A 12,767-nucleotide genomic window follows, 5' to 3' on the forward strand; every position below is an offset into this window, starting at 1 on the left:
CAGTTAAACTGCGACCATGGCCCCGGGTAAGAAGTCGTCCGGCAAGTCACAGTGGAAAACGTTTCAGCGCTTTGCGGAGAACCTCGTCGCCGAGGCCCCGAGGGTGGTGCAGCGCCTGCAGAACACGCAGGAGACACTGCGGACCCTGCAGCACGCCGTGAAGATCACCGCGAACATCGTGGCGATGGGTCTGCCGGCCGCTCCGGTCGAGATCGCCGCGGGCCGCCCAGTGACGAACACCAGCTCTCCCACCGCGCAGCGGGCCCGCAAAGTGGTTTATGCACCCGACCTGGACGGCAAGGCCGATCCGGGCGAGATCGTCTGGACCTGGGTGGTTTACGAGGATGACCCGACCCGCGGAAAAGACCGGCCGGTGCTGGTGGTGGGCCGGGAGCGCACCGTGCTGCTCGGGCTGATGCTGTCCAGCCAGGAGCATCACGCCGGAGAGCGGGAGTGGGTCGGAATCGGTTCGGGTGACTGGGATTACGAGGGTCGCGAGAGCTGGGTGCGGCTGGACCGGGTGCTCGACGTGCCCGAGGAAGGCATCCGCCGCGAGGGCGCGATCCTGGACCGCGAGACCTTCGACGTGGTGGCCGCCCGGCTACGCGCGGAATACTCGTGGCGCTGAGTGGTCTCCACGACCGCCGGGGCCGAGTCGTTCAGCCCTGGGTGATGTAGGACTGCAGCTGCTGCTGCTCGGCCTCCAGTTCGCCCATCCGCGTCTTGACCACATCGCCGATGCTGACGATGCCGACCAGCTTCTTGCCTTCCAGCACCGGCACATGGCGCACCCGGTTCTGAGTCATCAGCACACTGACGCTGTCGACGGTGTCCGATTTGGTGCAGGTGGCAACGGCGCTGGTCATGATCTTGGAGACGGGCCGGGACAGCACGCTGGCGCCGTGTACGTGCAGCTGACGCACCACGTCGCGTTCGGAGACGATGCCGGCCACGCCGTCGTCACCCACCACCACCATGGCGCCGATGTTCTGCTCCGCCAAGCCGGCCAACAGTTCCCGGACTGTCGCGTCGGGGTGGATCGTCGTCACCGCCGCACCCTTATTCCGCAAGACGTCCACGATCCGCATCTGGCCTCCCATGCCTTGTGATCCAATTCACTCAGGCTACGACTTAGTGGCGCGGCGGGAAAGACGCCCCCGCCATCCGTACCCGCGTCGAATCAACCGGATGGTGGATACGCAATTCCCAGCCGACTTGCAAAGATGTTGCCCATGATCGAGGTCACGCTACTTGGCACCGGAAGTCCCGTCCCCGACCCGAACCGGGCCGGGCCCGCGACCCTGGTGCGCGCCGGCGAGCAGGTGTTCCTGGTGGACTGCGGGCGGGGCGTGCTGCAACGCGCGGCGGCGGTCGGGGTGGCAGCCGCCGGATTATCCGGCCTGTTGCTCACCCACCTGCACAGCGACCACATCGCCGAACTGGGCGATCTGCTGATCACGAATTGGATCACCACCTTCACCCCCGATCCCCCGCCGCTGCAGATCATCGGCCCGCCGGGCACCGCGGAGGTGGTGGAGCTGACGCTCAAGGCGTTCGGCCACGACATCAGCTACCGGATCGCCCACCACGCCGACCTGAACGCCCCGCCGTCGGTCGAGGTCCACGAGCACACCGACGGCGTGGTGTGGGACCGTGACGGCGTCACCATCCGGGTCGCGCCCACCGATCACCGCCCGGTGGCGCCGACGATCGGCTTCCGCGTCGAGTTCGACGGTGCGTCGGTGGTGCTGGCCGGCGACACGGTGCCGTGCGCGAGTCTGGACGCACTGGCTGCCGGCGCAGACGGGTTGGTGCACACCGCGATCCGCAAAGACATCCTGACCCACGTGCCGCAGCAGCGGGTCAAGGACGTCTGCGACTACCACTCATCGGTGGCGGAGGCGGCCGCGACGGCGGCCCGTGCCGGGGTGGCGACGCTGATCCTGACGCATTACGTACCGCCGCTGGTGGCAGGCCAGGAGGACCAGTGGCGAGCGCTGGCGGCCACCGAGTTCAGCGGGCAGATCGAACTCGGCGACGACCTGCACCGGGTCGAGGTGTCGGCGCGCCCCTAGCGGCGGTCGAGTCGTGCCGAATTTCTGGCCGGCGACGATCTGGACGTGCAAACGCGGGTCTTGGGGCTCGCAGCGAGGTACGATCCGCTTCTGCCGTTCTCGAATCAGAGGTGCTGGATGTCGTACGTCGTCGCGGGCCCCGGGGCGCTGGCGGCTGCGGCCGCTGACTTGGCCGGCATCGGTTCGGCGATCGACGCCTCCAACACCGGGGCGGCCCAGCAGACCGCTGGTGTGCCGGCAGCGGCCGCTGACCAGGTGTCGGCGGTCGTGGCGGCGTTCTGGGGTGCCCACGCGCAGGGTTATCTGCAGATCAGCGCTGCGATGTCGGCCGTCCACGAGCAGCTGGTGCAGCGGCTGGCCGGCGCGGCTGCCAGTTACGCCGACGCCGACGCCGACGCGGCCGCGCCGCTGCGGGACCTGCTCAGCTAGGCCAGCCGGGTGATCTCGACGTCCACGTCGAGGTCGGTGGCGCCCATCCCGGAGTAGATACCCTTCAGCGGCGACACGTCGGCGTAGTCGCGGCCGACGCCCACGCTGATGTACTGCTCGGAGATGTCGGTGTCGTTGGTGGGGTCGTAATTCCACCAGCCGCCCGTCCAGGCCTGAACCCAGGCGTGGCTGCGGCCCTCGACAGTCTTGCCGATCGCCGCCTTGGGTTTGGGATGCAGGTATCCGGACACGTATCGCCCGGGAATTCCCATGCTGCGCAACACGATCAATGTCAGGTGCGCGAAGTCCTGGCACACGCCCTTACCCTGCTCCAGCGCATCAAGCCCCGACGAGTGCACTCCGGTGGTGCCCGGCAGGTAGTCCAGCTCGCTGCGCGCCCACCGGGCCGCGGCCACCACCGCCTCCTGCGGGTCGTGGTTCTTCATGATCCGCTTGCCGACGGCCTCAACGCGTTTGCTGGTCGGGGTGTAGGCGGTGGGGCGCAGCACTTCGTCGAAGCGGTCGATCACGGCCATCGACTTCAGTTCGTCCCAGCCGGCCTTCTCCTCCGGCAACTCCGGGCATTCGGTCTCGACCACCGAGGACGACGTCACCGTCAGTTCGGTGTGCGGCGCGTGCAGGTCGAACGCGGTGACCGCGGTCCCCCAGTAGTCGATGTAGCGGTAGGACCGGGTCGCCGGGATGGTTTCGACGCGGTTGAGGACGACGTTCTGCCGGGTGTTGGAGCGCGGTGTCAGCCGTGCCTCGTTGTAGGACGCCGTCACCGGCGACTGATACGCATAACCAGTGGTGTGCACCACCCGCATCCGCCACATCAGGATTCTCCTCGGCTGTCCAGCGTCTCGACCAGTTCCCCGCGCTGCCGGGCGTCCGTCCACGCCACCCAGGGCGCAGCGTGGAAGTACTGCAGCGCCAACGCATCCCCGACGTCCCGGCAGGTCCGCTGCAGCGCCCCCAGCCTGTTCTCCAGCGTCTCGAGCAGCACCCCGGGCTGGACGAATTCCAGCTCGCTGCGCGCCTTGCCGAGCAGACGCTGCGCTTCGGTGGTGGCCCCGATCCGGCTCTGCGGGTTGTGCAGCAGTTCCTCGAGGTTGTGTTCGGCCAGCTTCAGCGAGTAGAAGACCGAACGCGGGAACAGCCGGTCGAGCAGCATGAACTCGACCACCCGGGCCGCGTCCAGCGCGCCGCGGTAGGTACGCAGATAGGTGTCGTGGGCACCCGCCGAACGCAACAGCGTCACCCAGGCCGGCGACGAGGCGCTGTCCCCGACGCGGGACAGCAACAGCCGCACCGTCATGTCGACCCGTTCGATCGCGCGGCCCAACACCATGAACCGGTAGCCGTCGTCGCGCGACAGGGTGGAGTCGGCCAAGCCGGCGAACATCGCCGCGCGTCCCTCGATGAACGACAAAAACTCATGCGGCCCAAGGCGTTTGGCGGCCCGCTCCCGTTCGGGCAGCGCATGATAGGTGGTGTTGATGCATTCCCAGATCTCGCTGGACGTGACTTCCCTTGCCGACCTTGCATTTTCGCGCGCCGCCGAGATGGCCTCGACGATCGAGCAACCACCGTCGGTGTTGGGGTTGAACGCAACCAGGTCGGTCAGCGACCAGACGTCGAGGCGGTGCTCGGGAGGCTCGATGCCCAGCACCTTGAGCAGCAGGCGGGAGGCCTGGTCGGGGTCGACGCTGGAATCCTCCAGCAAGTGGTGCACCGCCACGTCCAGGATGCGCGCCGTGTCGTCGGCACGCTCGACGTAACGGCCGATCCAGAACAGCGCCTCGGCGTTACGGGCCAGCATCAGTCGCTCGCTTTCTGCTGTTGTTGCTGCTGCGGCTGTTCGTCCTGGGGCGGGTTGATCGGCTGAGCGTGGGTGGTAGCCGGACGAACAGCCTCGGGAGCCTGCTCGGGCACGGCCCGCGGCAGCGACCGCACCACCTGGGCGCGACCCAGCTCACGACCGGCCCCCGAGGCCCGCGACGCCAGCACCCAGGTGTCCTTGGAGCCGCCGCCCTGGCTGGAGTTCACCACCCGCGAGCCCTCGACCAGCGCGGTTCGGGTCAATCCGCCGGGCAGCACCCACACCTCGTTGCCGTCGTTGACCGCGAACGGCCGCAGGTCCACGTAACGCGGCGCCAGCGAGTCGCCGATCCGGGTCGGCACCGTCGAGAGCTCCATGACCGGTTGGGCGATCCACGATCGCGGATCTTCGCGGATCTTCTTGGCCAGCGCGGTCAATTCCTTCTCCGAGGCCTCCGGGCCGAACACGATGCCGTACCCGCCGGAGCCTTCCACCGGCTTGATCACCAATTCGTGGATCCGGTCGAGCACCTCCTCGCGCTCGTCGTCCAGCCAACAGCGGTACGTTTCCACATTGGCCAGCAGCGGCTTTTCGCCCAGGTAGTACTCGATGATGGTGGGCACGTAGGTGTAGACCAGCTTGTCGTCGCCCACGCCGTTGCCGATCGAGCTGGAGATCACCACGTTGCCGGCGCGGGCGGCGTTGACCAGCCCGGCCACCCCCAGCACCGAGTCGGCGCGGAACTGCAGCGGATCCAGGAACGTGTCGTCGATGCGCCGGTAGATGACGTCGACCTGCCGCTCCCCCGCGGTGGTGCGCATGTAGACCTGGTTGTCCCGGCAGAACAGGTCGCGGCCCTCGACCAGCTCCACACCCATCTGCCGGGCCAGCAGCGAGTGCTCGAAATACGCCGAGTTGTAGACGCCGGGAGTCAGCACCACCACGGTCGGGTCGGCTTCGTTGGTGGCCGCCGAGTTGCGCAGCGCCCGCAGCAGGTGGGCGGCGTAGTCGTCGACGGTGCGCACCCGGTGGGTGGCGAACAGGTTCGGGAAGACCCGGGCCATGGTGCGCCGGTTCTCCATGACGTAGGACACACCCGACGGCGACCGCAGGTTGTCTTCCAGGACCCGGAAGTCGCCTTTCTCGTCGCGGATCAGGTCGATGCCGGCGACGTGGATGCGTACTCCGTTGGGCGGGACGATCCCGACAGCCTCGCGGTGGAAGTGCTCGCACGAGGTGATCAGCCGGCGCGGGATGACGCCGTCGCGCAGGATCTCCTGGTCACCGTAGATGTCGTCGAGGTACATCTCGAGGGCCTTGACCCGCTGGGTGATGCCGCGCTCCAGACGCGTCCATTCGGCGGCCGAGATCACCCGCGGCACCAGATCCAGCGGGAACGGCCGCTCCTGGCCCGACAGCGAGAACGTGATGCCCTGGTCGATGAACGCCCGGCCCAGTGCGTCGGCCCGGGCCTTCAGCTCCGAGGCGTCGGTGGGCGCCAGCTCGGCGTAGATGCCCTTGTAGGGGCCGCGCACGTTGCCCTGGGCGTCGAACATCTCGTCGAAAGCCAACGAATAGACCGGATCACAGGTGTTATAGCCCTCGAAAATGCGCTCGGAACGGGCGCGTGACCGGTGCGGGGTTGCTTCGATCTGATTCGAAAGGCTCACCTGTGTCACTCTGCCTCAAATCCCCTATTCCAGCAGGCCCAGAGTTCGTCTTTTGGGCGAAAACGTAACCGACTGCTAACCTGAGCAGTCGCTGTCGGGTTGCAGGCATACCCCGGGCAAAGCCAAATCGAAACGGACTAAGGAACTACACGCGTGGCCAACATCAAGTCGCAGCAGAAGCGCAACCGGACTAACGAGCGCGCCCGGCTGCGCAACAAGTCGGTGAAGTCTTCGCTCCGTACCGCCATTCGCGCGTTCCGGGAAGCCACCCACGCCGGTGAGAAGGACAAGGCCGCTGAGCTGCTGGTGTCGACCAGCCGCAAGCTGGACAAGGCCGCGAGCAAGGGCGTGATCCATAAGAACCAGGCCGCCAACAAGAAGTCGGCGCTGGCGCAGGCGTTCAACAAGCTCGGCTGAGCTTTCCGCCCCTTTTTAGACCATTCGTTCCCAAAGCCGATCCGACGGTCAATCCGAGACCAGTTCGGCCACCTGTCGCACCGCCGCTTCCAGCGCGTAGTCGGCGTCCGCCACGGCACCTTTGACGTTGGCGTTGAGTGTTGCGACCACTCGCATCGCGGTCGCCAGCCGCTCCCGTGACCAGCGACGGGCCTGCCGCTGCGCCTTCTGCACCCGCCAGGGCGGCAACTTGAGCTGACCGGCCAGCCGGTACGGGTCACCCGACTGCGCCTGCACCAGGCCGATGGTGTGGATGGCTTCGGCGAGGGCATCGGCCAGCACCACCAACGGTTCGCCGCGCATCATCGCCCAGCGCAGTGCTTCGGCCGCGCCCGAGACGTCCCCGGCCACCGCCTTGTCGGCGATGTCGAAGCCCTTCACCTCGGCTTTGCCGCTGTGGTAGCGCCGGACCGCCGGTTCGTCGACGTCGCCGCCGGTGTCGGCGACCAGCTGCGAGCAGGCCGACGCCAGCTCCCGGATGTCGGAGCCGACGGCGTCGAGCAAGGCCGTCACGGTGTCGTCGTCGACCCTGACCTTCAACGAGCGAAACTCGGCCCGGACGAAGTCGGCGCGCTCGCCGGCTTTGGTGATCCGGGCGCACGGATGCACTTGGGCGCCCAGCGACTTCAGCTCCGCCGCCAGCGCCTTGGCGCGTCCACCCCCGGAGTGCACGACGACCAGCACAGTGCCCGGCGGCAGATCCGCGGCGGCCGCGGCGATCAACGTGGCCGCGTCTTTACCGGCTTCGGCGGCGGCTTCGAGTACCACGATCCGCTCCTCGGCGAACAGCGAGGGGCTCAGCAACTCGGTCAGCTCGTAGGTGCTGACGTCGCCGGCGCGCATCCGGTTGACCGGGATGTCCGCTATTCCCGATTCGGCACCCAATGCCGTGCCCGTGCGCTGGCGGGCCGACCGCAGAATCTGCGCGACGGCCCGCTCGATCAGCAGGTCCTCTTCCCCCAGGACCAGGTGCAAAGACGAAACCTCGCTCACGACACGATGGTGTCACGGCGCCACGACGGCCCGGCTCCGGAGGTGACGCTCACCGCCCCGCCAATCCGGACAGCGACCACGCCGCCAGGCAGATCACGCCGGTGACCGCCGCCGAGCCCAAGGCGACGCGGAACCAGTGCCATCGCCACATCGCCGCGGCCAGCACGGTGGTGCAGCCGACTGTGAGCAGGCCGGCGACCCCGGAGGGCACCGGCACACTGGCCGCGGGCACCCCGGCTGCCCACCGTGCGATCCGCAAGACCCACCACACCTCCGGCCCGGTGAATCGGATCAGTAGCTGCGCGCCGGCCGGCCAGCACCCGGCCAACACCGCCGCCGCGGTGCCCAGCACGGTGATCGGGGCGATGGCCGGCGCCGCCAGTAGGTTGGCGGCGACGGCCACCAGACTGAACCGTCCCGAGATGGCGGCGACCAGCGGCGCCGTCACCAGCTGGGCGGCCCCGGCGACCGCGACCGCGTCCGCGAGTGGCTTGGGCCAGCCCCGATCGGCCAGGCGGCGCGACCATCCGGGCGCGACGACCACCAGCGCGGCCGTCGCGACCACCGACAGGGCGAAACCCAGGTCGACCGCCAGCTGCGGCGCCGCGACCAGCAGCACCAACACCGTTGCCGCCAGTGCCGGTATCGCCTGACGGCGCCGCGAGGTCAGCATCGCCAGCAGCGTGATCGCGGCCATCACCGCCGCCCGCAACACGCTGGCCGTCGGCTGCACCACGATCACGAACCCCACCAGCGCCAAGCCGGCCAGCGCTACGGCGGCCCGCGGTCCGACCAGCCGCGCCGAGAACAGCACCGCCGCGCACACGATCGTCACGTTGGCGCCCGAGACCGCGGTCAGGTGCGTCATCCCGGCGGTGCGGAACTCGGCGCTGGTCCCCGCGGGGACCAGCGTGCTGTCGCCGAGTACCAGCGCGGGCAGCATCGCCGCCTGGTCGGCCGGCAGCACCGTACGAACCGCCGCGGCGAATCGGCTACGCACGGCGTGCGCGGCACGCTGTACCGACCCGGCCTCACCCAGGGCCGGCGGACCTGTCGCGGTCAGCACCGCGACGGTGAGGTCGTGGCGGGTCGGGCGGGTGATGCGTGCGGTGAAGCGGACCGGCCGGCCCACGGCGAGCTCCCCGTATCCCTGCTCAGCGGCGCGGGCGAAAACCACGACCCGGCCCGATATTTCGTCGTCACGCAGCCGCAGCAACGTCGCCCGGAACATCAGCCGGCCGCTGCCCAGCGTCAGCGGGCTTTCGCTGGGCATGACCGTCACCGGAGCGACGGTGCCGAAAGTCGCGGTGATCGGGTGGTGCGCGACCGCATCCGCCCGCAATGCGACCGCCAGGCCGTAGCCCGCACCCACCACGCCGATCGCCAGCAGACCGGCGCCGACCGCGGCCAGCCGAGCGCCCGGACGGCCCCGCGCCCGCCACCACAGCAGGCCCGACCCGACGGCCAGCACCGCGCAGCACCCGGCCAATACGGCGCCGATCGGCCAGACGATCCCCGCCGCGGTGACCGCCCAGCAGGCCAGCGCGGCCGGGACCAGGCGCACGTCCAGGTCCACCACCGGACTGGTCTCCGGGCCGGCCACCGGGGTCAGACACGGACCAGGGCGCGCAGCTTGTCCAGCCGCGCCGGGCCGATACCCTCGACCTCCCCCAGCTGGTCGACGGTGGTGAATCGGCCGTTGGCCTGTCGCCACGCCACGATCGCGGCCGCGGTGACCGGGCCCACGCCGGGCAGGGCGTCGAGCTGCTCGACGGTCGCGGTGTTCAGGTCCAGCGGCTCCTTGGGCGCCGGCCTCGGCCTACCCGAAGTGGGCGCCGCGGTCGCCGGCGCGGTGGGCGCGCCGGTGCCCACCGAACTGCCCAACACCGGCGGTTTGCCCGACGGCGACGCCAGACCGACCACGATCTGCTCACCATCACCGACCGGGCGGGCCATATTCAGCCCCACCATGTCCGCACCGTCGACCGCCCCACCGGCCGCCTGCACCGCATCGGCGACGCGTGCGCCCGGCGCCAGCGTCACCACCCCGGGTTTGTGCACCAGACCCACCACGCTGACCACCACCGGACCGGCCGGCGGGGCGACAGTCGTGGACGATCTGGCGGACGAAACCCGTTCTACCGGTGGCAGTTTGGCCGAGCTGACCGGGGCCGGGCGGTCGCGCACCAGGGTGAACACGGTGATCAGCACCGCCAGCGCGGCGATCACCGCCAGTGCGAAGGCCCCGGCCCGGCCCGGATCGGCGCGCACCCGGTCGACCAGACCGCGCCCGCGTGAGCTCTCGGGCAGCCAGCGCGGCAGCAGGGAGTTCGGGTCGTCCTGCTCCTCGTCCCGGCCGTCGCCCGCGACCGGGTCGTCGGGCCCGGAGTCCGGGCCGTCGCTGTCTGGTTCGGCACCCAACCGGCGGTGCAGTCTCTCGGCAGGAAGTTCCGTTCGCATGAGCCGACGGTAGGCGCGCGGACCGTCGCAGCGACCCGCCGAAGGCGCCGCTCACCGCCCCGCTGTGGATTAACCCGAGGCTGTGCACGAGCGCTCGGTCGGATCAGTCAAGATGGAACCGGCGCGCACGACCACAGGAGGCTGCAATGAAGCTGGCGCTCACCCCCGACGAAGCCGCGTTCCGCGACGAACTTCGTACCTTTTTCACCACCAAGGTCCCCGCCGACGTCCGCGAGCGGGTACGCAACGGCCAATCGCTGACCCGCGAGCAGATCGTCGACAATCACAAGTTGCTGCACGAGAACGGGCTGGCCGTACCCGGTTGGCCCGTCGAATGGGGCGGCAAGGATTGGACACCCACCCAGTCGCAGATCTACAACGACGAGATGCAGCTGGCCAGTGTGCCCGAGCCGCTGAACTTCAACACCAAGATGGTCGGGCCGGTGATCGCCGAGTTCGGGTCGCAGGAGATCAAGGAGCGGTTCCTACCGCCGACCGCCGCCCTGGACATCTGGTGGTGCCAGGGCTTCTCCGAGCCCGAAGCCGGCTCGGACCTGGCCTCGTTGCGCACCACCGCGGTCCGCGACGGCGACAGCTATGTGGTCAACGGGCAGAAGACGTGGACGACGCTGGGCCAGTACGCGGACTGGATCTTCTGCCTGGTGCGCACCGACCCGCAGGCGCCCAAGCGTCAGGCCGGCATCTCGTTCCTGCTGATGGAGATGGACACCCCGGGCATCACGTGGCGACCGATCAAGCTGATCGACGGCGGCGTCGAGGTCAACGAAGTCTTCTTCTCCGACGTCCGAGTGCCCGCCAATCAGCTTGTCGGAGAAGAGAATCAGGGCTGGACGTATGCGAAGTTCCTGTTGGGCAACGAACGCACCGGCATCGCGCAGGTCGGCCGCACCAAGGTGCGGCTGGCCGAGGTGAAGCGGCACGCGAAAGCGAACGGGCTGATCGACGACCCGCTTTTCGCCGCCCGGCTGGCTGAGGCCGAGAACGAGATCCTGGCACTGGAACTCACTCAGGCCCGGGTGGTTTCGGGGTCCTCGGGCGGTAAACCGAACCCGGCGTCCTCAGTGCTCAAACTGCGCGGCAGCCAGCTGCAGCAGCTTTCCACCGAGTTGATGGTCGAGGTCGCCGGCGCCGACGCGCTACCGGTCAACGGTGACGGGATCGCCTCACCGGCCTGGGCGCAAAGCAGTGCCCCGCACTACCTCAACTACCGCAAAACCTCAATCTACGGCGGCAGCAACGAGGTTCAGCGCAACATCATCGCGTCCACCATTCTCGGATTGTGAGGCAGTCATGGACTTTCAGTTGAGCGAAGAGCAGACGCTGCTGCGCGACACCACCCGCGAATTGCTGTCGCGCAGCTACGACCCGGAGAGCCGCAATAAGGTGATCGACACCGAACTCGGCTGGAGCCGCGAGGTGTGGAATCAGTTGGCCGAGACCGGGATTCTGGGCCTCGGCTTCGACCCCGACGAGGCCGGGCAGATCGAGATCATGGTGGTGCTCACCGAATTCGGCCGCCGGCTGGCGCCCGAGCCCATCGTGCATGCTGCGTTGGCGCCCGGCGCGCTGATCGCCGAGCTGGGCAACGACCGGCAGCGGGAAATCCTCGACGAGGTGTCCGCGGGGCAACGGTTGCTGGCGTTCGCCCACCTAGAGCCCGGCCAGCGTGGCGCCGCCGCTGAGATCACCACTAAAGCTGTGCAACAAGGCGATTCGTGGGCCATCAGCGGACGCAAGAACCCGGTACCGGCGGGCGACAGCGCCCAGACGCTGGTGGTCAGCGCGGCGCTGCCCGACGGCGGCACCGGCCTGTTCCTGGTCGACGCGGGCGCGGCGACGCGCAAATCCTATGCCACCTTCGACGGTCAGCGCGGCGCCCAAATCGACTTCGACGCAACCGCCGCCGAGCCGCTCGGGTCGGCGGGACAGGACGCTTCCGAAGCCGTCCGCAACGCCGTCATCCGCATCCAGTCGGCGCTGTGCGCCGAGGCGCTGGGTGCAATGGAGGAAGCGCTGCGGCTGACCACCGAATACCTCAAGACCCGCAAGCAGTTCGGGGTGACTCTCAACAAATTCCAGGCGCTGACCCAACGCGCCGCTGACATGTACGTGTCGCTGGAACTGGCGCGCAGCATGACCCTCTACGCCGCCATGTCGATCGCCGACGGCAACTACGATCCGCTGATCGCCGCGCGCGCCAAGCTGCAGATCGGCCGCTCCGGCCGGCACATCGGCCAGGAGGCCATCCAACTACACGGCGGCATCGGCATGACCGCGGAGTACCCGGTGGGCCATTACACCGCGCGTCTCACCGCGATCGACAACACGCTCGGTACCGCCGGAGATCAGCTGCGGGTGCTCATCGACCACGTCGGCGATTACGACCTGGCCAAGCTGTAGGCGGCCGTGGCCGAGCTGTCCGACCGAGTGGTCGCCTTCCTGTCGGAGGGCACCCGCACCGGGATGCTGGGCTTCGCAGCCTCGGACGGACGCCCGCTGGTGGCGCCGGTGTGGTTCGTCGTCGACGACGGGGCCCTGGTGTTCACCACCGACAGCCGGACCGCGAAAGGCCGTGCACTGCAACGTGATCCGCGGACCACGATCTGCGTCGACGACCCGCACCCGCCCTACTCGTTCGTGCAGGTGCAGGGCCTGGCCTCGCTGAGCGAGGACCCCGGGCAGCTGTTGGACATCGCGACCCGGACCGGCGCCCGGTACATGGGCGCCGACCGGGCCGAGGAGTTCGGCCGCCGCAATGCCGTGCCCGGCGAGCTGGTGGTGCGGCTGCGGCCCACCAAGGTGATCGCCGGTTTCGACATCAGCGACTGACGCGCGCCCGCC

General features: G+C 68.9%; 14 protein-coding genes. 7 read left to right on the forward strand and 7 right to left on the reverse strand.

Translation table 11 applies throughout. The features are described 5' to 3' along the window. Nucleotides 1–16 precede the first annotated feature (16 nt). The gene (locus MKCMC460_RS19550) at nt 17–628 is read left to right on the forward strand and encodes a type II toxin-antitoxin system PemK/MazF family toxin (RefSeq protein ID WP_236982131.1); all 612 of its coding nucleotides are present in this window, start codon (nt 17–19) and stop codon (nt 626–628) included. 31 nt (nt 629–659) lie between these two features. On the opposite strand, the gene MKCMC460_RS19555 is transcribed toward MKCMC460_RS19550, so the two are convergent. Continuing rightward, a complete protein-coding gene (locus tag MKCMC460_RS19555) occupies nt 660–1,088 on the reverse strand; it encodes a CBS domain-containing protein (RefSeq protein WP_236982130.1) in 429 nt (142 codons plus the stop codon). Nucleotides 1,089–1,232: 144 nt separating this feature from the next. On the opposite strand from MKCMC460_RS19555, the gene MKCMC460_RS19560 reads away from it, so the two are divergent. Both MKCMC460_RS19560 and MKCMC460_RS19565 read left to right on the forward strand, forming a co-directional pair. Next, nucleotides 1,233–2,075 carry a ribonuclease Z gene (locus tag MKCMC460_RS19560; RefSeq protein WP_236982128.1) on the forward strand — a complete coding sequence of 281 codons (843 nt, stop codon included), beginning with the start codon at nt 1,233–1,235 and terminating at the stop codon, nt 2,073–2,075. A gap of 117 nt (nt 2,076–2,192) precedes the next feature. Continuing rightward, nucleotides 2,193–2,504 (forward strand): PE family protein, encoded by a 312-nt coding sequence (locus tag MKCMC460_RS19565; protein ID WP_236982126.1) that lies wholly within the window; start codon nt 2,193–2,195, stop codon nt 2,502–2,504. Here the strand turns inward: MKCMC460_RS19565 and MKCMC460_RS19570 are convergent. The 3 genes from MKCMC460_RS19570 to MKCMC460_RS19580 are packed head-to-tail and all read right to left on the reverse strand — an operon-like array spanning nt 2,501 to nt 6,005. Continuing rightward, entirely contained in the window at nt 2,501–3,340 is an 840-nt protein-coding gene (locus MKCMC460_RS19570; RefSeq protein ID WP_236982124.1) for a transglutaminase family protein, read from the reverse strand. The genes MKCMC460_RS19565 and MKCMC460_RS19570 overlap by 4 nt on opposite strands. Beyond that, nucleotides 3,340–4,326: an alpha-E domain-containing protein gene (locus MKCMC460_RS19575; protein WP_236982122.1), complete on the reverse strand. Its 987-nt coding sequence runs from the start codon at nt 4,324–4,326 to the stop codon at nt 3,340–3,342. Before MKCMC460_RS19575 ends, MKCMC460_RS19570 begins: the two co-directional genes overlap by 1 nt. Then, nucleotides 4,326–6,005: a circularly permuted type 2 ATP-grasp protein gene (locus MKCMC460_RS19580; RefSeq protein ID WP_236982120.1), complete on the reverse strand. Its 1,680-nt coding sequence runs from the start codon at nt 6,003–6,005 to the stop codon at nt 4,326–4,328. Before MKCMC460_RS19580 ends, MKCMC460_RS19575 begins: the two co-directional genes overlap by 1 nt. A gap of 144 nt (nt 6,006–6,149) precedes the next feature. On the opposite strand from MKCMC460_RS19580, the gene rpsT reads away from it, so the two are divergent. Then, complete coding sequence (gene rpsT / locus MKCMC460_RS19585; RefSeq protein ID WP_236982118.1) at nt 6,150–6,413, forward strand: 30S ribosomal protein S20; 264 nt, start codon at nt 6,150–6,152, stop codon at nt 6,411–6,413. Nucleotides 6,414–6,461: 48 nt separating this feature from the next. On the opposite strand, the gene holA is transcribed toward rpsT, so the two are convergent. From holA to MKCMC460_RS19600, 3 genes are read right to left on the reverse strand one after another with little or no spacing between them, the layout of a single operon-like run. Beyond that, nucleotides 6,462–7,445 carry a DNA polymerase III subunit delta gene (holA, locus tag MKCMC460_RS19590; RefSeq protein WP_255731158.1) on the reverse strand — a complete coding sequence of 328 codons (984 nt, stop codon included), beginning with the start codon at nt 7,443–7,445 and terminating at the stop codon, nt 6,462–6,464. Nucleotides 7,446–7,494: 49 nt separating this feature from the next. Further along, complete coding sequence (locus MKCMC460_RS19595; RefSeq protein WP_236983977.1) at nt 7,495–9,009, reverse strand: ComEC/Rec2 family competence protein; 1,515 nt, start codon at nt 9,007–9,009, stop codon at nt 7,495–7,497. Nucleotides 9,010–9,053: 44 nt separating this feature from the next. Further along, on the reverse strand, nt 9,054–9,905 hold the full coding sequence (locus MKCMC460_RS19600) for a ComEA family DNA-binding protein (protein WP_238304718.1): 852 nt from the start codon (nt 9,903–9,905) through the stop codon (nt 9,054–9,056). Nucleotides 9,906–10,051: 146 nt separating this feature from the next. Here MKCMC460_RS19600 and MKCMC460_RS19605 point away from each other — a divergent pair, with 146 nt between their 5' ends. The 3 genes from MKCMC460_RS19605 to MKCMC460_RS19615 are packed head-to-tail and all read left to right on the forward strand — an operon-like array spanning nt 10,052 to nt 12,755. After that, the gene (locus MKCMC460_RS19605) at nt 10,052–11,209 is read left to right on the forward strand and encodes an acyl-CoA dehydrogenase family protein (protein ID WP_236982116.1); all 1,158 of its coding nucleotides are present in this window, start codon (nt 10,052–10,054) and stop codon (nt 11,207–11,209) included. 7 nt (nt 11,210–11,216) lie between these two features. Then, nucleotides 11,217–12,326, forward strand: a complete 1,110-nt coding sequence (locus tag MKCMC460_RS19610) for an acyl-CoA dehydrogenase family protein (RefSeq protein ID WP_236982114.1) — start codon at nt 11,217–11,219, stop codon at nt 12,324–12,326. Between the two features lie 6 nt (nt 12,327–12,332). Next, nucleotides 12,333–12,755 (forward strand): PPOX class F420-dependent oxidoreductase, encoded by a 423-nt coding sequence (locus MKCMC460_RS19615; protein WP_236982112.1) that lies wholly within the window; start codon nt 12,333–12,335, stop codon nt 12,753–12,755. Nucleotides 12,756–12,767: the final 12 nt, after the last annotated feature.

Origin of the sequence: Mycobacterium sp. 20KCMC460 (assembly GCF_022179425.1) — a bacterium.
In the GTDB taxonomy this organism is placed as follows: Bacteria; Actinomycetota; Actinomycetes; order Mycobacteriales; family Mycobacteriaceae; genus Mycobacterium; species Mycobacterium kiyosense.